The organism is Tardiphaga sp., from assembly GCF_028290785.1.
Classification (GTDB): Bacteria; Pseudomonadota; Alphaproteobacteria; order Rhizobiales; family Xanthobacteraceae; genus Tardiphaga.
Map to the genome: position 1 here is coordinate 49,638 of NZ_JAQGJD010000303.1, position 18,567 is coordinate 68,204.

The 18,567-nt window shown below is 62.9% G+C and carries 19 protein-coding genes; 8 read left to right on the forward strand and 11 right to left on the reverse strand.

Going from position 1 to position 18,567, the window contains the following annotated elements:
* The first annotated feature begins 182 nt into the window (after positions 1-182).
* Positions 183-2,414 carry a flagellar biosynthesis protein FlhA gene (gene flhA, locus JWR89_RS18590; RefSeq protein ID WP_299718806.1) on the forward strand — a complete coding sequence of 744 codons (2,232 nt, stop codon included), beginning with the start codon at positions 183-185 and terminating at the stop codon, positions 2,412-2,414.
* Between the two features lie 312 nt (positions 2,415-2,726).
* Positions 2,727-2,927, forward strand: coding sequence for a hypothetical protein (locus JWR89_RS18595; RefSeq protein ID WP_299718808.1), 201 nt, complete (start codon positions 2,727-2,729; stop codon positions 2,925-2,927).
* A gap of 187 nt (positions 2,928-3,114) precedes the next feature.
* Here JWR89_RS18595 and JWR89_RS18600 read toward each other — a convergent pair whose 3' ends face one another.
* The 4 genes from JWR89_RS18600 to fliI form a co-directional block, all read right to left on the reverse strand.
* Positions 3,115-3,999 (reverse strand): anti-sigma factor, encoded by an 885-nt coding sequence (locus JWR89_RS18600; protein ID WP_299718842.1) that lies wholly within the window; start codon positions 3,997-3,999, stop codon positions 3,115-3,117.
* Positions 3,999-4,547, reverse strand: a complete 549-nt coding sequence (locus JWR89_RS18605) for a sigma-70 family RNA polymerase sigma factor (protein WP_299718810.1) — start codon at positions 4,545-4,547, stop codon at positions 3,999-4,001. Before JWR89_RS18605 ends, JWR89_RS18600 begins: the two co-directional genes overlap by 1 nt.
* A gap of 200 nt (positions 4,548-4,747) precedes the next feature.
* On the reverse strand, positions 4,748-5,167 hold the full coding sequence (gene fliJ, locus JWR89_RS18610; protein ID WP_299718811.1) for a flagellar export protein FliJ: 420 nt from the start codon (positions 5,165-5,167) through the stop codon (positions 4,748-4,750).
* A gap of 109 nt (positions 5,168-5,276) precedes the next feature.
* Positions 5,277-6,602, reverse strand: coding sequence for a flagellar protein export ATPase FliI (gene fliI / locus JWR89_RS18615; RefSeq protein WP_299718812.1), 1,326 nt, complete (start codon positions 6,600-6,602; stop codon positions 5,277-5,279).
* A gap of 367 nt (positions 6,603-6,969) precedes the next feature.
* On the opposite strand from fliI, the gene ctrA reads away from it, so the two are divergent.
* The 4 genes from ctrA (at position 6,970) to JWR89_RS18635 (ending at position 9,797) form a co-directional block, all read left to right on the forward strand.
* The gene (gene ctrA / locus JWR89_RS18620; RefSeq protein WP_143572476.1) at positions 6,970-7,671 is read left to right on the forward strand and encodes a response regulator transcription factor CtrA; all 702 of its coding nucleotides are present in this window, start codon (positions 6,970-6,972) and stop codon (positions 7,669-7,671) included.
* A 167-nt stretch (positions 7,672-7,838) separates the two neighbouring features.
* The gene (locus JWR89_RS18625) at positions 7,839-8,249 is read left to right on the forward strand and encodes a DUF350 domain-containing protein (RefSeq protein ID WP_299718815.1); all 411 of its coding nucleotides are present in this window, start codon (positions 7,839-7,841) and stop codon (positions 8,247-8,249) included.
* A complete protein-coding gene (locus JWR89_RS18630) occupies positions 8,246-8,632 on the forward strand; it encodes a hypothetical protein (protein ID WP_299718816.1) in 387 nt (128 codons plus the stop codon). Before JWR89_RS18625 ends, JWR89_RS18630 begins: the two co-directional genes overlap by 4 nt.
* A gap of 7 nt (positions 8,633-8,639) precedes the next feature.
* Positions 8,640-9,797 carry a glutathionylspermidine synthase family protein gene (locus tag JWR89_RS18635; protein ID WP_299718818.1) on the forward strand — a complete coding sequence of 386 codons (1,158 nt, stop codon included), beginning with the start codon at positions 8,640-8,642 and terminating at the stop codon, positions 9,795-9,797.
* A gap of 1 nt (position 9,798) precedes the next feature.
* Here the strand turns inward: JWR89_RS18635 and JWR89_RS18640 are convergent, their stop codons facing one another.
* The 6 genes from JWR89_RS18640 to chpT all read right to left on the reverse strand — a co-directional run bounded on the left by JWR89_RS18640 (position 9,799) and on the right by chpT (position 16,347).
* Positions 9,799-10,677 carry a protein-glutamate O-methyltransferase CheR gene (locus tag JWR89_RS18640; RefSeq protein ID WP_299718820.1) on the reverse strand — a complete coding sequence of 293 codons (879 nt, stop codon included), beginning with the start codon at positions 10,675-10,677 and terminating at the stop codon, positions 9,799-9,801.
* Positions 10,674-11,831, reverse strand: coding sequence for a chemotaxis response regulator protein-glutamate methylesterase (locus JWR89_RS18645; protein WP_299718822.1), 1,158 nt, complete (start codon positions 11,829-11,831; stop codon positions 10,674-10,676). Before JWR89_RS18645 ends, JWR89_RS18640 begins: the two co-directional genes overlap by 4 nt.
* Before the next feature lie 84 nt (positions 11,832-11,915).
* Positions 11,916-12,281, reverse strand: a complete 366-nt coding sequence (locus JWR89_RS18650) for a response regulator (RefSeq protein ID WP_299718824.1) — start codon at positions 12,279-12,281, stop codon at positions 11,916-11,918.
* A gap of 56 nt (positions 12,282-12,337) precedes the next feature.
* Positions 12,338-12,808 carry a chemotaxis protein CheW gene (locus JWR89_RS18655; protein ID WP_299718826.1) on the reverse strand — a complete coding sequence of 157 codons (471 nt, stop codon included), beginning with the start codon at positions 12,806-12,808 and terminating at the stop codon, positions 12,338-12,340.
* 11 nt (positions 12,809-12,819) lie between these two features.
* On the reverse strand, positions 12,820-15,507 hold the full coding sequence (locus JWR89_RS18660; RefSeq protein WP_299718828.1) for a hybrid sensor histidine kinase/response regulator: 2,688 nt from the start codon (positions 15,505-15,507) through the stop codon (positions 12,820-12,822).
* Between the two features lie 192 nt (positions 15,508-15,699).
* Complete coding sequence (gene chpT, locus JWR89_RS18665) at positions 15,700-16,347, reverse strand: histidine phosphotransferase ChpT (protein ID WP_299718830.1); 648 nt, start codon at positions 16,345-16,347, stop codon at positions 15,700-15,702.
* Positions 16,348-16,526: 179 nt separating this feature from the next.
* Between chpT and JWR89_RS18670 the strand changes: the two genes are divergently transcribed.
* Positions 16,527-17,360, forward strand: a complete 834-nt coding sequence (locus JWR89_RS18670; RefSeq protein WP_299718832.1) for a 3'(2'),5'-bisphosphate nucleotidase CysQ — start codon at positions 16,527-16,529, stop codon at positions 17,358-17,360.
* On the opposite strand, the gene JWR89_RS18675 is transcribed toward JWR89_RS18670, so the two are convergent.
* Positions 17,361-17,855 carry a YHS domain-containing (seleno)protein gene (locus JWR89_RS18675; RefSeq protein ID WP_299718834.1) on the reverse strand — a complete coding sequence of 165 codons (495 nt, stop codon included), beginning with the start codon at positions 17,853-17,855 and terminating at the stop codon, positions 17,361-17,363.
* 112 nt (positions 17,856-17,967) lie between these two features.
* Here JWR89_RS18675 and JWR89_RS18680 point away from each other — a divergent pair, with 112 nt between their 5' ends.
* A complete protein-coding gene (locus JWR89_RS18680; protein ID WP_299718836.1) occupies positions 17,968-18,561 on the forward strand; it encodes a DUF1134 domain-containing protein in 594 nt (197 codons plus the stop codon).
* Positions 18,562-18,567 lie beyond the last annotated feature (6 nt).

Below are 18,567 nucleotides of genomic sequence, written 5' to 3' on the forward strand. Positions count from 1 at the left end.
CTGTCGGACAGTGCACCAGCTGTGGCGCGGGCGAACTGCGTTGCGGCCGGGATAACTACGGTGCCCCGACACGAGACATATGTCGCAGCCCGAAACCTCAAAAATTAACCGTTTGATAACCATACACACGGCAAAAATTGCCGAGTGGAGTCGCGTCTCGTCAGCCGATCGGGGGAATGCCCGTGGATGCCAGTGCGGTGCCTCACTTGCGAACCGGCGGCCCTTCGGCCGCTGCGCAGACGTTCGGCGCCCGCAGGCGGTCTTGGCGGGAGGAAGCGGCAACGATGACGGATTTGGTAGCGGGTTCAGGTCTGGGAGCGCCCAAGGCGGGCTTCACCTTCACCGATCTGCGGACGATGGTGCTGCGGGGCGATCTGGCGCTGGCGTTCGCCGTTTTGATCATCCTCGTCGTTTTGATCATGCCGCTGCCGTCGATCGTGCTCGACCTGTTCCTGGCGATCTCGATCACCATGTCGATTCTGATCCTGATGACCGCGTTGTTTATCCAGACGCCGCTGGAATTCTCGTCCTTCCCGACCGTGCTGCTGATCTCGACCATGATGCGGCTGTCGCTGAACATGGCTTCGACCCGACTGATCCTGTCGCATGGCCACGAGGGTACCGCCGCCGCCGGCCACGTCATCGAGGCGTTCGGCAACTTCGTGATGGGCGGCAACTTCGTCATCGGCATCATCGTGTTCGCGATCCTGGTGATCGTGAACTTCGTCGTCATCACCAAGGGTTCGGGCCGCATCGCCGAAGTCGCGGCACGTTTCACCCTTGACGCGATGCCCGGCAAGCAGATGGCGATCGACGCCGACCTGTCCGCCGGCCTGATCGACGAGGCCACCGCCAAGAAGCGCCGCAAGGACCTCGAGGACGAAAGCGGCTTTTTCGGCGCCATGGACGGCGCCAGCAAGTTCGTGCGCGGTGACGCCATCGCCGGCCTGCTGATCGTCTTTATCAACATCATCGGCGGCATCATCATCGGCGTCGCCCAGCAGGGCCTCTCGTTCGGCGAAGCCGGCCGTACCTACACGCTGCTGACAGTCGGCGACGGTCTGGTCACCCAGATCCCGGCACTGATCGTATCGACCGCAGCCGGCCTGCTGGTGTCTAAGGCCGGCATTTCGGGCGCGGCCGACAAGGCGCTGATGAAGCAGCTATCGTTTTATCCGCAGGCACTCGGCATGTCCTCCGGCGTCATGCTCATGCTGGCCATGTTGCCCGGCATCCCGATGCTGCCGTTCTTGGCGCTGGGTGGCGGCGCCGGCTGGCTGGCCTGGAAGGCCAGCAAGAACAACAAGGTCGTCAAGGCAGCCGAGGCCAAGGAGGCCGCCGCACCCGCCGTGGCGGCCGCTGCAGCCGCAGCCGCCGAAGAGCCGATCTCGGCATCGCTCAGGATCGATGACCTGAAGATCGAACTCGGCTACGCGCTGCTGCCGCTGGTCAACGGCCCGGACGGCACCGATCGCCTCACCGAACAGATCAAGGCGCTGCGCAAGTCGCTGGCGGTGGAAATGGGCTTCGTGATGCCGTCGGTGCGCATCCTCGACAACGTGCAGCTCGAGGCCAACACCTACATCATCAAGATCAAGGAAGTGGACGCCGGCACCGGCCGGATCTGGCCGGCGCAGTACATGGTCATGGATCCCGGCGGCGCCCAGGTGAACGTGCCCGGTATCCACACCACCGAGCCGACCTTCGGACTGCCGGCCACCTGGGTCGATGCCGCGCTGAAGGAAGAGGCCACCATGAAGGGCTACACGGTCGTCGATGCCGCGACGGTGCTGTCGACCCATCTGACCGAGCTGCTGAAGGGCAACATGTCGGACCTGCTGTCCTATGGCGAGGTGCAGAAACTGCTGAAGGACCTGCCGAAGGAACAGGGCGAACTGGTCAAGGACATCGTACCGAGCCTGATCACCGTGTCCGGCATCCAGCGCGTGCTGCAGCTATTGCTGACCGAACGGATCTCGATCCGCGACCTCTCGACCATTCTCGAAGGCATCGCCGACGCGCTCGCGTTCTCGCGCAATCCGGCCACGGTGGTCGAGCATGTCCGCGCCCGCCTCGCCCGCCAAATCTGCGCGCAGAATACCTCTTACAACGGCTACTTGCCGCTGATCGCACTGTCGGCGAAGTGGGAACAGGCCTTTGCGGAGTCGATCATCGGCACCGGCGAGGAACGCAGCCTCGCCATGCAGCCGTCGCGACTGTCGGAATTCATGACCACGGTGCGTGACCGCTTCGAACAGGCGGCGCGCGAAGGCGAGTCGCCGGTGCTGGTCACGTCGGCCTCGATCCGACCGTTCGTGCGCTCGCTGGTCGAACGCTTCCGCGCCCAGACCACCGTGCTGTCGCAGGCAGAAATCCATCCCCGCGCCCGGCTGAAAACAGTCGGCAGCGTCTGATCAGGCCAGCGGCCTGCTCAAAACTGATGCATATTCGTCACAGACAAGCGTTTTGCCAGAATGCCGCAGCTTGCAAAACGACGGTTGCGGCCTCGCATGCATTTCACAAAGCATTGTAAAATATAGAAAATATCTTATTTTCCACGCGAGCTGGCGCCATCCAGTCGCGCCGCTTCACGTCTTTTCACTGCCTTGTGATGAGCTCTTTGGAACGGAATGCCGAGTCACCACGTTTCTTGCCATGAGATGTTGAACCTGCCGCCGGGGACACGACACAGACCGGATGTAGGCAGTACACGGCAGGAGCGTTCCATGAACCACTCAATCTACAGCGCGGATCGCATGACCCACCTGAAGGTGGTAATCGTGGCACTCGTCGCTGGTATTTTTGTGGCCGGGTTCGGTATTTCGGCCAGGGTCAATTCTGACGAAGGTTACACGCAGACGGCGCGGGTCGTGAAAGCCGGCAAGCCTGTCGCGATCGGCAATGCGAACGCCAATATGGTTCGCTAATCAATTCAGGAATTCACACGGCGATGTCCCCCAAGGTCGTCATGTGAGTATAGAAGATCCCACTTCCCCCGAGTGGACTTCAAATGGAAAACGCCCGCTCCCCACGGGCGTTTTTCTTTTGGCGGTGTGCGTTCACACGTGGCGCACCAATCTCTAAGCCCTGTGCCTGCCTTTGCGGGTCGTCCCTTTACCGGGCTGGCGGCACGGTTTCGATCAGCTTGCCCGTGAACACGATCGGGCCGGTGGCAGCCCCCGTCGGCGAACCGCCTTCCGGTTCGACGGTCACGGCATAGGTCGCCTGGTTCACCGTGTCCGGATCATAGGCAGCCAGCGCCGCGCGTGTCGTGAAGTCGTCGCTGCCAATCACGCCCAGCGAACGCGGGCGTTGCAGCTTGTCCGACACGATCCATAGCTCATAGCTCTTGCCGGGCTGCTGCGATGCGCCGACCTTGCGCACGGTGAAATTCTTGGTGGCGGCATCCACCGTCAGGATGAAAGCGGGTGAGGTACCATCGGTCTGAAGCAACGCGACGTATTGCGCCTGCGCGGCGGCAGGCGTCGGCGCCGGCGGTTGAACCTGCGCCACCTGCTGCGTCGCCTTCGGACGCAATCGCTCCGGGAGCAGTTCGGGGCGATAGGCCTGCACGGCGATCATGGCGACCAGCGCCGCAGCAACCGCCGTCATGCCCGTGGCGATGTTGCGCCAGCGCCTGGCCTGCAACGAGAACGCAATGACATTGTTCTTGTCGGCGACCGACGCATCCGCAGCCGGCGCATCTGCATGATCATTGGCAACGGTCGCAGCCAGCACCGGCGAGGTCGGCGTCACTAGCGCTTCCTGGGCTCCGCCATGTCCGATCGAAGCTTTGATCTTCTCCCACACTTCGGGACGCGGCTCGACCAGGCCGACCATCTGGTTGAGAACGCCGAGCGCGCGTTCCCAAGCCTCGACCACCGCGACGAAACCGTGGTCAGCGGACATCATGGCTTCGACCTGCGCGCGTTCATCGGCATCGAGGGTGCCGAGCGCATATTCCGCGGCGAGCGCGATATGGTCTTCGCTATAGGCCATCATGTCAGTCCCAGACACTCCCGGATGTCCATCATGCTGCGGCGCAGCCAAGTCTTCACGGTATTCACCGGCGCTTCAAACTTCGCCGCAAGTTGATCGCGGCTCCATCCATTGTAGTAAGCGAGCAGCACCAGTTTCTGGCGGTCCGGCTCAAGCCGGCCCACGCACTCCAGCAGACGCTTCAATTCCTCGGTCATTTCCCGACGCGCCAGCGGGTCGGGCGTATCGGCGGCCACTTCCATGGCGGCCGGCTCTTCCTCGATTGATACTTCGCTCTTCTTGCGGACCACATCGATGGCCCGGTTGCGCGCGATCGATACCATCCACGTGATGGGCGAAGCCAGGCCGGGATTGAACTGCCCCGCACTGTTCCAGATCTTGACGTAAGCCTCCTGGATGACTTCCTCCGCGAGATCCTGTCTGCGCAAGATACGGAGCACGACGCCAAAGAGTTTCGCACGCGTCGCCGCGTAAAGGCGCTCGAAAGCGGCCTCATCGCCTTTTGCAACTGCGGCGATCAGCCAGACCAGCTCAGCCGGCGTCAGCATTCAGTGTCCTCAACCACAAGATATCCCACCGCAAATTGACTGGATCTGCCCGACCTCGGACGTGTCGTACCATACTTCTTACCGTACCGGCCATGCTGCACCAGCAGTTGTGGACAGGGCCATATAAAAAGCAAAAACCCGGACCTCGCGGCCCGGGTTTGACTACCTTTGCACAAGATAGCACGCTGGAATTCGTAACCTCAGGCGACCGCGCCAATACGGGCGCGCATCAGGCCAATGCTGTCGAGGTCGGCCTGCTCGCGGGCGCTTTCCTCGGCGCGTTCGCGGGCCTGGTCACGCTCGTCGAGCAGTTCGACCTTCTTGAGGTCCTCGAACGCCTCGGTGAGCAGGCTCTTGGCGTCTTCGAGCTGGATGCGCAGCTCGTCGGCCGAGCGCGTCAGGTTTTCACGACGCTGGATCGCGGCCTTGGCGTAGGTCGGATAGGCAAAGTGCGTGGGATCGTTGATCCCGGCGCGGTCCTGCTCGGTCTGGATTTCGCGCTCGAGGTCCACCGACATGCGCTGGAAATCCGCGATCATGCCTTCGATCTGATTGACCCTTCGGCGCTTCTCATCGACCTGAAACTTCTTCAGACGGATCAGCGTGTCACGTGACTTCATCGACTCGTACTCCCCAGAAGTCCCAATCTGAACGCGGGACAAGACCGGTCTCCCGCGAGGGGCCTACCGGCAGAATCTCTTCTCTGAGGTTGATGATGGCCTGACAAAGTTAGCGTTCCGTTTCCAAACTACCAATGATTTGTTCGAGTTGCCTGTAACCCTCCGCCAAACCGCATACTTCTTCCTTGCGCTGGCGCAGGAACGTCTCCAGCGGCTCGTGCAACCGGATCGCTTCGTCGACCTCCGGACTGGAGCCCGCCCGATAGGCGCCGAGCCGGATCAGTTCCTCCATATCCGCATAGGTCGCCATGATCTGACGGGCCCGGGTGATGGTGGGCAGGTACGCCGGGTCGGCCGATTTCGGCATGGTCCGGGACACCGACTTCAGGATATTGATGGCGGGGTAACGGCCGCGCTCGGCAATGGCGCGCTGCATCACGATATGGCCGTCGAGGATGCCGCGCACCGCATCGGCCACCGGTTCGTTGTGGTCGTCGCCATCCACCAGCACCGTGAAGATGCCGGTGATGGAACCGGCATTGATGCCCGGCCCCGCGCGCTCCAGCAGCTTCGGCAGCTCCGTGAATACCGTCGGCGTATAGCCCTTGGCCGTCGGCGGCTCGCCGACCGACAGGCCGATCTCGCGCTGCGCCATGGCGAAGCGGGTCACGGAGTCCATCATGCACATGACGTCCTTGCCCTCGTCGCGGAAGAATTCCGAAATCGCGAGGGTGAGGTACGCCGCCTGGCGCCGCATCAGCGCGGGCTCGTCGGAGGTCGCGACTACCACCACCGCCCGCGCCAGGCCTTCGTCGCCGAGATCCTCCTGCAGGAACTCTTGGACCTCGCGGCCGCGTTCGCCGATCAGGCCGATCACCGACACGTCGGCATCGACATTGCGCGCCAGCATCGACAGCAGCACCGACTTGCCGACGCCGGAACCGGCGAAGATGCCCATGCGCTGGCCGCGGCAGCAGGTCAGGAAGGTATTGAGGGAGCGCACCCCGAGATCGAGCGGCGCGCCGACGCGGTTGCGCGAATGCGCCGGCGGCGGCGAGTTGCGGTACGGCATCGGCGCCGGGCCCTGGACCAGCGGGCCCTTGCCGTCGATCGGCTCGCCCATGGCATTGACGACCCGGCCGAGCCACGCCACCGACGGCCGCACCTGACTGGCGGCATTGGCGATCACCGCACGGCAGCCGCGGCGAACGCCTTCGAGGCCGGCGAACGGCATCACCACGGCATTATTACCGCTGAAGCCGATCACCTCGGCCGGGATGAAACGGTTGGTGCCGGTCTCGATCACAATTCGGGCGCCGACCGACATGGCGTGGATGGGCCCGGCGATTTCCACCATCAGCCCGCGCACGCCGACAACACGGCCATATATATTGACGCCGTCGATGTCGGTAATCTGCTCCGCGAGCGCTTTCATTGCGAAACCCTTAAGTTTCCGAACATTGCCGGCCGGCCCTTAACTCCGTGTTTACCCGCATCGTTAATCATTACGTCATTGTCTGAGGCGACTGAGAGCACTTGCTCTTCAGAACGAAGGGCGAGTCGATGGAGTCGGTTACCGCCGGCTCTTAATGTGGAACTTGAACGACTGCGGGAACAAAAAACGTCTTTGCTGCAATATCTTATGGCGATTCGACAAAAATTGCACGGTTTGAGCTTGCACAGGGGAATCAGGTTTTGTTAACCATATGTCGTCAGGATCCGAATCAGTTGTTCAAAGGCGTTTTTTGGTGCCGCAAGTGCGGCCGACCTGACGCCCGGAGCGGCGACTAAAGGGGACTGGCATGCGCGTTTTGCTAATAGAAGATGATAGCGCGGTCGCGCAGTCGATTGAGCTGATGCTCAAATCCGAGAGTTTTAACGTCTATACGACGGATCTCGGCGAAGAGGGCGTCGATCTCGGCAAACTCTACGATTACGACATTATCCTGCTCGATCTCAATCTCCCGGACATGTCCGGCTATGATGTGCTCAAGCAGCTGCGGGTGTCGAAGATCAAGACACCCATTCTAATCCTCTCCGGCCTCGCCGGCATCGAGGACAAGGTCAAGGGTCTCGGCGTCGGCGCTGACGACTACATGACCAAGCCTTTCCACAAGGACGAACTGGTCGCCCGCATTCATGCGATCGTGCGCCGCTCCAAAGGCCATGCCCAGTCGGTGATCCAGACCGGCGATCTCGTCGTCAACCTCGACACCAAGACGGTGGAAGTCGGCGGCCAGCGCGTGCATCTGACCGGCAAAGAATACCAGATGCTGGAGCTGCTCTCGCTCCGCAAGGGCACCACCCTCACCAAGGAAATGTTCCTCAACCATCTCTACGGCGGCATGGACGAGCCCGAACTGAAGATCATCGACGTGTTCATCTGCAAGCTGCGCAAGAAGCTGGCGAATGCATCGGACGGCCGCAACTTCATCGAAACCGTGTGGGGCCGCGGCTACGTGCTGCGCGAGCCGCACGAAGAAGAGATCCGCATCCCGGCCTGAGTGTCAGGCCGGCCTGATCATTTCGGCGAGCCGTTGCTCGCGCCTCCCGACTGAACCCCGCCGGAAACGGCGGGGTTTTTGTTTGCGACGTGAACCCCGTCGCTGCTTGCCTCGACCAACGGTACATGGGTGTATACACCCTGCATTATCGAAATTTCGGGGGCGGAATGGTTCTGCAATCTCTGGCCGGGCTGCCGGCCTTTCTGGTCTATTTCTGCACCGGCATCGTCGCCGTGATGCTGTACCTGTTCGTCTATCTGCGCATCACGCCGCATGACGAGTTCGAACTGATCCGCAACAATGTGTCGTCGGCGGCGGTCGCGCTGGGGATGAGCCTGCTCGGCTTCGTGCTGCCGGTGGTCAGCGCCATCGTGCATTCCGCGAATGTGGTGGACTGCCTGATCTGGAGCGTAGTCGCGCTGATCGTACAGGTCGCGGTGTACTACATCGTCAGGATTCCGGTGCCAAACCTCTCCGGCCGCATTGCCCAGGGCGAGATGGCGCCGGCAATCTGGCTTGGCCTCGCCTCCCTCGCCGCGGGCGCGCTGAATGCCGCCTCCATGGTCTACACGCCATGACGCCGAAGCCGGACCAATCGTTCGGAAAGCGCCAGCCGCGATTGTCGCCGGACGAGCCGCCGGCCGCGGCGAGCAAACGCTCCAGCCACGTCGCGCTGCTGCTGATGGGTACGGTCGCGCTGGGCAGCGGCGCCTACGCGCTGATGCCGCGCGAAAACTGCGATCCGAACCGGCCGCCCATCGCCGCCGGCCAACCCAGCGATTGCCAGCAGCGCTCGTCCTCCTCCGGCGGCCACGGCGGCGGTTCGTCGTCCCGCAGCAATTTCGCCAGCACGGATACCGCCTCCAGCCATTCGTCGGGACCGTCGTCCGACGCCGGCAGCAGCCATGTCGCCCGCGGCGGCTTTGGCTCGTTCATGTCGCATTTCTCCGGCGGCGGCTGAAGCCAACATGCAGCGCATCGCCTGCCGCGAACGCGACGACTGGGAGGCTACGGCCGCCGCAATGGGCTTTGCCTTTCACAGCGAAGCCGGCCAGCGCTACTGGGACGAGCGCGCCTACTACGCCTTCTCGCTCGACGAAATCGAACTCGGGATCGAGGCACCGACTTCGGAGCTCAACGCCATGTGCCGCGAACTCATCGGCCGCGCCGTTCAGGACGAGCATATTCTCCGGCGGCTGAGGATTCCGGAAGCGTTCTGGACATTGATCGCGGCCAGCTGGAAGCGTGGCGACCCCAGCCTCTATGGCCGCTTCGATTTTCGCTATGACGGGCACGGCCCGGCAAAGCTGCTGGAATACAATGCGGACACGCCGACTTCGCTGTTCGAGGCCGCGGTGTTCCAGTGGACCTGGCTCGAGCAGGCGATCGAGCGGCAGATCGTACCGAAGCGCGCCGACCAGTACAATTCGCTGCATGAAAATCTGATCGAAGCCTGGCGCCGGATCGGCACCGGACAGCGGCTGCACCTCGCCGCCGCGATGGCCAATGCCGAAGACCGCGGCACGGTCGGCTACCTCGCCGATGTCGCCAAGCAGGGCGGGCTGGATCCGGTGCTGATCGACATCGCCATGATCGGCCTGCAGGACAATGGCAACTTCGTCGATTTGCAGGACGGCCCGATCGAGCTGGCGTTCAAGCTATACCCCTGGGAATGGATGTTTCGCGAGCAGTTCGGCACGCGGCTGAAGGGCGCCTCGACGCGCTGGGTCGAGCCGCCGTGGAAGGCGATCCTGTCCAACAAGGGAATCCTGCCGCTGCTATGGGCGATGTTTCCGAACCATCCCAACCTGCTGCCGGCCTATTTCGACGACGATCCCGCAGCGGCCGGCCTCGGCACGTCCTATGTGCGCAAGCCGATCTATTCCCGCGAGGGCGCCAACGTCACGCTGGTCAGCGGCGGCAGCGCGGTTGACGCGCAGCCCGGCCCCTACGGTGCGGAGGGATTCATTCGCCAGGCGCTGGCGCCGCTGCCGAATTTTTCGGATCAGTATCCGGTACTCGGCAGCTGGCTGGTCGGCGAGGTCCCGTGCGGCCTGTCAATCCGCGAAGACGATGGCCCGATCACCGGCAACCTGTCGCGCTTCGTGCCGCACGCAATCTTGTAGGTCAGCGCGCCGGCGAGGCGGCAGCCTTCAGCGGCTGCTGCATACCCGGCACGATCGAGGGCGAGGCGCGCAGCAGGTTCGGCCGATACACGCCGCGGCGATCCGGATGCGGCTTGAAAGCGTCGGTGAGGCCAACCACGGTTTCTGCCGCGCCCAGCGCCAGGAAGCCATCGGGCTCCATCGCCTTGGCGAGCCGGCCGAAGATCTGGGTCTTCATGTCCTGATCGAAATAGATCAGCACGTTGCGGCAGAAGATCAGGTCGAACTTGCCCATGCTGCCAAAATCCTGCAGCAGGTTCAGCGGCCGGTACTGGATCATCGAGCGGATCTCGGGGCTGATCTGCCACATCTCGCCGACCTGCTTGAAGTACTTCACCAGCAACTGGATCGGCAGCCCACGCTGCACTTCGAACTGGCTGTAGATGCCGGACTTGGATTTCTCCAGCACCTGCTGCGAGATGTCGGTACCGATGATCTCGATCCGCCACCCGGCCAGCGCGGCGCCCATTTCCTTCAGGCACATGGCGATCGAATAGGGCTCCTGCCCGGTCGATGCCGCGGCACACCAGATTCGCAGACTGCGCCGGCCGGCGCGGGCCTGCATCAGCTCGGGAATGATCGCTTCGCGCAGATGGTCGAATGGAATCTTGTCGCGAAAAAAGAACGTCTCGTTGGTGGTCATCGCCTCGACCACTTCGGACGCCAGCCCGGCAGCACCGGACTTGATCTTTTGCACCAGTTCGTCGATGCCGGCGAGATTGGATTTGCGGGCCAGCGGGATCAGCCGGCTCTCGACCAGGTACTGCTTGTCCGCGGACAGATCGAGACCGGAGCGCTCTTTCAGGAACTTGCGGAGAAATTCGTAATCGACTGGCGTCATGACCGATCCCCCGAAAAGATCCGAACCAGTTTCGAAGCGATCTGGTTAAGTGGCAAAATCGCCGAGCAAATCCCGGCATTGGCAGCCGCACCCGGCATGCCCCACACCACGCTTGAAGCTTCGTCCTGAGCGATGACGTTACCGCCAGCCGCCACGATATCCTTGCCGCCGCGCATGCCATCCGAGCCCATGCCGGTCAGCACGACCGCGAGAATCGCGCCCTGCCAGGCGGTGATCGCCGATGTGAACAGCGGATCGACCGCCGGCTTGCAGAAATTCACCGGGGGACCGTCGTCCAGGGCAATGGCGATATTGGCGCCCTGCTTGACGACGCGCATGTGCTTGCCGCCCGGCGCCAGATAGATCTGGCCCGCCTTGACCAGTTCGCCGTCGATGCCTTCGCGCGCCGGACGCTTGCTGGTACGCGCCAGATGTTCGGCAAGAATGGTGGTGAAGGTCGGAGGCATATGTTGGGTGATCAGGACCGGGACGCGGTCGATCACGGTGCCGATCTCGGCGACGAGCGTCATCAGCGCCTGCGGGCCGCCGGTGGACGATCCGATCAGCAGTACGCGCGGCATGATCGCGCTGAACGGACGCTTCACCAGTTGCGCCTGCGCGGCGACCGTGATCGCCGGACGCGGCGCCGGTTCGCGCGCTGTCGGGGCGATCGACGGCGACGATGCCGATTTCAGGCGCCGTACCTTCATGCCGAGATGGCGGATCTTCTGCAGCAGATCGTGCTTGAAGATGTCGGCGGCGGCGAGTTCGCGGGTGCTTTCCGGCTTCGGGATATAATCGGCCGCGCCCAGCGACATCGCCTTGAAGCTGATCTCCGCATTGCGGCGGGTCAGCGTCGACGCCATGATGACGATCAGGTTGCGCTTTTTCGCAAGAAGCTGAGGCAAGGCCTCAATGCCGTCGAGTTCGGGCATCTCGATATCGAGCACGGCCACGTCGGGATTGATGCGCTCGACCTGGTTGACGGCGTCGAGGCCGGTGCGCAGCGATCCCACGACGGTCATGTCCGGCTCGGCTTCGATCCAGCGCGAGATCAGGCCGCGAATGACGACGGAGTCGTCCACCACCATGACCCGCAGCGGCTCATACCGCGTCGAATCCGCAACCGAGGGACTAATCACATCAATACTCATGACTCACCAGACGCAACGAACGCCACGAACGACTAACAAAATTTCTTCAATATACGCAGATCGAAAGCCGGCCCGGGTGCCGGCTCAGATCAAGCCAACTTCGTGAAACTTCGCCGACACGATTTCCTTGTCGAACGGTTTCATGATGTATTCGTTGGCGCCGGCGTGCAGCGCGCGAGCAATGTGCGCTACGTCGTTCTCCGTCGTGCAGAAGACGACCTTGGGGACATCGCCGCCGGGCATCCGGCGCAGGTTGCGCAGGAACTCGTAGCCATCCATCACCGGCATATTCCAGTCGAGCAGCACCGCATCGGGCAGCCCGCGCTTGCAGACTTCAAGCGCCTTCTCGCCGTCTTCGGCTTCGGTGATCTCGAAATCCAGACCTTCGAGGATCCGACGAGCGACTTTTCGGATGACGCTGGAGTCATCGACAACCAGACATGTCTTCATTTTAGCCTCTGCAGTTCAGTCCCGAAGGGACGTTTCCATCGCGCGTGCTGCCAGCCTTAGGCGGCCAGCTTGTCAGGCGAAATTTCAAGAATTTTGTCGACATCGAGAACGACCATCAACTGGCCTTCGAGGCGATGAACGCCGGCGGCCATCTTCGCCATCCGCGGGTCGAGATTGACCGGGTTCACTTCGCGGCTGTCATCGGCGAGCTTCAACACTTCGCCGATCGAGTCGATCAGCAAGCCGTAGGATTCGCCCCGCAGATCAACACCCACCGCCATCGGCGGCTTGCCGTCGTCGTTCTTCGGCAGGCCCAGGCGCGAACGCATGTCGATCGCCGTGACAATGCGGCCGCGCAGGTTGAGCACACCGGCCACGTCGCTGGACGACAGCGGCACGCGGGTCAGGCGTTCGGGCATGAAGACGTCCTGGACGCGGGAGATCGGCATGCCGAACAACTGTCCCCCGATCATGGTGGTAACGAACTCTGTAATCGCGCCGTCGGCGCTGTGGGTCTTGGTGGTCATCGTTACGTCCCTCATGCCGCCTGGTGAATTTCAGTGGTCTGCTCTTTCAGCGCGGCAATCAGGCCGGGTCGATCGAACTTGGCGACGTAATCGTGGAAGCCGGCGAGGCGACCGCGCTCGATGGCCGCCGGAGAGATCATCGACGACAGCGCGATGATCGGTGTGTGAGAAAGCTTGGCATCGGCACGGATGGTTTCGGCGAATTCGAAACCGTTCATGTCCGGCATTTCGATATCGGTCAGAATCGCATCGAACTCCTGGCCGGAGCGCAGCACGACGAGGCCTTCCTGCGCGTTTGTGGCGACGCGGACTTTATAGCCGGCGGCCTTGAGCACGGGCGACAGCATGTTGCGGAAAAACGCGGAGTCATCGACCAGCAGGATCGACTGCGCGGTAGCTGACACACGCATTTCCTTGCGGCTGAACCAGTCGGCGAAGGCCATCGGCAGGAAGTGGCCGACGTCGATCACTTCCGTAGCAAGGCCCTTGATGACGGCGGAGCCGAGGATGCCCTCCCGACCGCTGGCGACTTCGATGTGTAGTCGCTCTTCGACGATGTCGACGATCTCATCGACCACGAGGCCCATAGAGCGACCGTCGTCGGCGAATACCAGGATCGGCTGGGTGCCCGAGGTGCGCACCGTGACGTTCTCCATCTGCACCAGCGGCATCAGCTGGTCGCGGTACTGGACCATGTAGCGGCCGTTGGAAAGTTCGACCTTATCGACGCTGATCTCCTCGAGGCGCGTCACCAGACCAAGTGGCACCGCCTTCGGCTGTGCCGAGCCGGCACGGAACACCAGCAACGATGTCAGCTGTTCGGCGGCCATGGCGCGAGCAGCGGCGTTCTCTTCCGCGATTTCGTGCTGGCTGGACGCGGCAGCGCCGAGTTCCTGCGCGATGCCGTTCGGATCGATGATCATGATCACCGCGCCGTCACCGAGAATGGTGTTGCCCGAGAACATCCCGATGTGACGCAGCTTGGTGGACATCGGCTTGACGACGATTTCCTCGGTGTGGAAGACGCCATCGACGACGATACCGAAGGTCTGGTTGCCTACCTGCGTCACGATGATGAAGCCGTTTTCCGGATCGGTCGAGCTGCCGTCGTCGATCTTCAGGAGCTTCTTCAGGTGCATCAGCGGCAGTAGCTTGTTGCGGAGCCGCAGCACCGGAGTGTCCTTGATGCGCTCGATGCGATGCTCCGAATTGGCGCGCGCACGCACCAACTCAACCACCGCCAGCTGCGGAACGGCGAAGCGGTCGCCGCCGGCTTCGACGATCAGCGCAGAGACGATGGCCAGTGTCAGCGGAATTTTGATGGTGACGCTGGAGCCCTCGCCGGACACCGACTTGACGTCGATGGTACCGCCGATCTGATCGATATTGGTGCGCACTACGTCCATACCGACGCCGCGGCCGGATACGCTGGTGATCGCTGCCGCCGTCGAGAAGCCCGGCGCGAAGATGAACTTGTGAATCTGGGCTTCCGTCATCTTTTCGATGTCGGCTTCGGAGGCGAGCCCGTTCGAGATCGCCTTGGCCCTGATGCGGTCGGTATTCAGACCGCGGCCGTTGTCGGCGATGCAGATCAGGATGTGGCCGCCTTCATGGTAGGCGGACAGACGGATCGTGCCCTGCTCCGGCTTGCCGGACTTAACGCGTTCGGCGGGCGTCTCAAGGCCGTGGTCGGCCGAGTTGCGCACCATATGGGTGAGCGGATCCTTGATCAGGTCGAGCACCTGGCGATCGAGCTCGGTGTCGGCGCCGTGCATCTCCAGTTCGATCTGTTTGCCGAGTTCGCCGGCCAGATCGCGGACGATGCGCGGCAGCTTCTGCCAGGCATTGCCGATCGGCTGCATGCGCGTCTTCATGACGCCGTCCTGCAGTTCGGCAGTGACGGTGGAGAGACGCTGCAGCGGCACCTTGAACTCGGTGTCTTCGTGACGGCGGCTGATTTCCAGCAGCTGGTTGCGGGTCAGCACCAGCTCGGAGACCATGGTCATCATATGTTCAAGCGTGTCGACGTTGACGCGGATCGACTGGTTGGCGACCTTGTCCCCCTCGGGAGTCTCGATCTCGACGACGGATTTCTTGGGTGCAGGCTTCGGCGCGACCTTCTCGACCACGGCCACGACGGCCGGTGCAGGCGCAGCGGCGACAGGCGCCGCGACTTCGATTTCGGTTTCCTGGAAGGCACGCTCCAACTCGTCGAGCGACACCTCGCCGGGACGCAATTCGCGCTCCAGGGTCGGCACCACCAGCGGCGCCGATTCGACGGCGGCCGGGACGATCGAAGGCGCCGGAGTATTCATCGATTCCATGCCCTTCTCGACCATATGATGAAGTTCGCCGATCAGATCTTCGTCAATGCCCTCCGGTTCGGATTCGGTGGCTTCAAGCCGCCCGAGAATTTCCTTGATGCGGTCGATGGTGGTCAGGATCAGCGTAACCGCTTCCCCGGTCACCGGCATTCCGTCGCGGAACTTGCCCATCAATGTCTCGGCGGCATGCGCCAGAGCTTCCAGACGTGGCAGACCGAGAAAGCCGCACGTGCCTTTGATCGTATGAACCAGGCGGAAAATATTATCCAAAATTTTTGCGTTGTTCGGATCCTGCTCGAACCGGACCAGCTGATTGTCAACCGTATCCAGGCTCTCGTTGGTTTCCGTCAAAAATTCGCGCAGAAGATCATCCATGAAATTGGCCTTCGCACTCCGTGCTCGCGACTCTCGCTACGCATCTCGGAGTGTGGCCACTTTCACTGCAAAGCGTTTAATATTGGTTGAGTATTGGAAAAAGAATGGGATGAACAAATGCACAAGATATTTGCCGGGACTCGCGAACGGTTCTGGTAACCGTTCGTTAACGCTGCGCGCCCGGCCGGCCGTTCAGGACGCCGTCACGACGATGGCTTCGCCCTCGGGAGCAAGCACGACCTTGAGCCCGCAGGCCTGCGCGAGCAGCCGCGTGTAGTAAGGCTGTACGGCGTGGGCATCGACGGAGCCGGAATGCTCCGCGCCCAGCAATTCGACGATGTTCTGCGGCAGCCGCGCGTTCAGCCCGGTGGCGTTGACACGGAAGCCGAGCGCATCGCCCTCGCCGACCTGGTCCACCGTCAGCACGCCGCCGCGCGGGATCGTCTGCTGCGCGATCACCATCATGTTGAGCAAAAGCTTGACCTTGTTCTTGGGCAGCAGGACGCGCGGCAGATTCCATTCGATCCTGGTCTTGGCGTCCTCGAGATGGCCACGCGCCATGGTCTGGGCGTCGCCGAGGTCGATCTGCGCGCCGGCCGAACCGGCAGCGCCAAACGCCAAGCGGCAGAACTGCAGGCGCAAAGAGGCCGTCCTGGCGCTCTTGCGGATCAGGTCGAGGGCGAATTCGCGGTCTTCCGGCTTCGGGTTGTCGTCGAGCACTTCGAGCCCGTTGACGATGGCGCCGACCGGACTGATCAGGTCGTGGCAGACCCTTGAGCACAACAGCGCCGCCAGTTCGAGAGCGTCGGGGGCCGGACCGGGAGAAGGAGTGCCAGACATGGGAAATGCTCCAGGGAGGCCGTGCGCATGAACGGCGAATCAAGCAATTGCTTTACGGTTTGATACACTGTGAGGGCGGATGCGGCCACCACAAGGCGGGCGACCGCGCAGAACCGGATTCGCCGGCGTAAGCCAGGCCAGAATAACGTACGGGAATGACATGCAGGCGGGACTTGTTGATGAGTAAGGAATTGCCGCCAGCACTCGATCTTGACGACGCCGCCGCGCTGCTGGCGCCGCTCACCGAACTGGTAGCCCGCGCCGGCGAGGCGATCCTCGCGGTCAACCGCACCGTCATGACTGTCGATGGCAAGGCCGATGGCTCGCCGGTAACCGAGGCCGACCTCGCCGCCGACCGCGTCATTGCCGAGGGACTGGCGCGGCTGTTTCCAAACATTCCCTCGCTGTCGGAGGAGCGCCTGCATTTGGCCTGCCCGCCTTATACCTGCAGTCTCTTCCTGATCGATCCGCTGGACGGCACCAAGGAGTTTGTCGCCGGCCGCGCCGAATTTACCGTCAACATTGCGCTGGTCGTCAACGGGACCCCGCTGCTGGGCATCGTTGGCGCCCCGGCGCTGGGGCTGATCTGGCGCGGTCTGATCGGCCGCGGCGCCGAACGCATCGCGCTGGGCGCCGACCTGTCGATCCTCGATGTGACGCCGATCCGGACCCGGGCCATGCCCGGCCCCGGCGCGCCGTGGGTGGCCGCGGTGAGCCGTTCGCATGGCGACAGCCGTTCTGAGGCTTTCATCGACGCCCGACCCGGCGCGATCCGCCAAGAGGTCGGCTCCGCGGTGAAATTCTGCCGCGTCGCCGAAGGCGTTGCCGACATCTATCCGCGGCTGGCCCCGACCTGCGAATGGGATGTCGCCGCGGGCCACGCCGTGCTGGTCGCGGCCGGTGGCATTATCACCGACGGGCACGGCGCCCCGGTGCGTTTCGGCGGCAACCGGATCGACTTCATCGTCCCGGAGTTCATCGCCTGGGGCGATCCCACGGCCGCCGGTCGCTGACTATTGCGACATCGTTTCCTGAACGCCGGGCCAGCGCTTACGCGCCTGCTTCAGGAAATTGGCGGGGGAGGCAGCGAAGGCATCGCGGCTTTCTTCGCGGCCGAACAGATAGAGGCGATTTTCCAGGATCAGCCATATCTGCGGATTGCCGGCATAGGCGACGCCGCGGGCGGCATCCACCGGATCGTAGCCGCCGAATTGTGGGCCGTAGATCGCCGGATAGGCGGCGAACGACGCCCGGTTGCCCTCGTTGCGAAACCGCCAGACCACACCTTCTTTGGACAGTTCATAGTCGGCGATGCCCAGCATCGGCCGGGCGTCGGTGAAATAAGCCACCGGATCGAAACCGCTGAGAGCCAGCCCCGTAAATCGATTGGCGACGACTCGCTCCGTCGTCGCCGCCAGTGAAAGCGCCGGCACGCCCGCAGTCGCCAGCAGCGCGATCAAGGCGATTCGGCGGCGCCACGCTTTCAATTCTCGCCGTTGTGCCGTCATAGTTGATACCGATAGTATAGGGAGTCGGGGACACTGACCGTAACTCTAAAGCGATGCCTGTCAGCATCCGGTTAAAGCTGCGGTCTTAATTTCAATACCTAGGGGTTCTTTCATGACCTTCGCATCACGCTTGGCAGCGCTGGCGCTCGCAGCGGCGGCGTTTGCGCTTTCACCCGCGTCCGCCCAGCAACCGCAGCGCCCGCCGCAGCAGGCCGCCGCGCCCAGCACCTATGGGCCGGACGAGTTGACCAATGCGGGGCACCGCTTCTTCGGCAACGTGTCGCGCGGCCTGGCCTCGGTGATCGAGCGCGCCGTCAGCCAGTGGGGCCTGCCCAACGGCTACATCCTCGGCGAGGAAGGTTCCGGCGCCATTGTGGCCGGGCTGCGCTACGGCGAAGGCACGCTCTATACCAAGAACGCCGGCGACCTCCGGGTCTACTGGCAGGGCCCCTCTGTCGGCTTCGACTGGGGCGGCGACGGCGCCCGCACCATGACGCTAGTCTATAACCTGCCGGCCACCAACGCGATCTACCAGCGCTTCGGCGGCATCGACGGCTCTGCCTACATCATCGGCGGCTTCGGCATGACGGCGCTCACCGCCAACAACATCGTGCTGGTGCCGATCCGGTCCGGTCTCGGCCTGCGGCTCGGTGCCAATATCGGCTACCTCAAGTTCACGCCGAGCGCGACCTGGAATCCATTCTGACCCCGG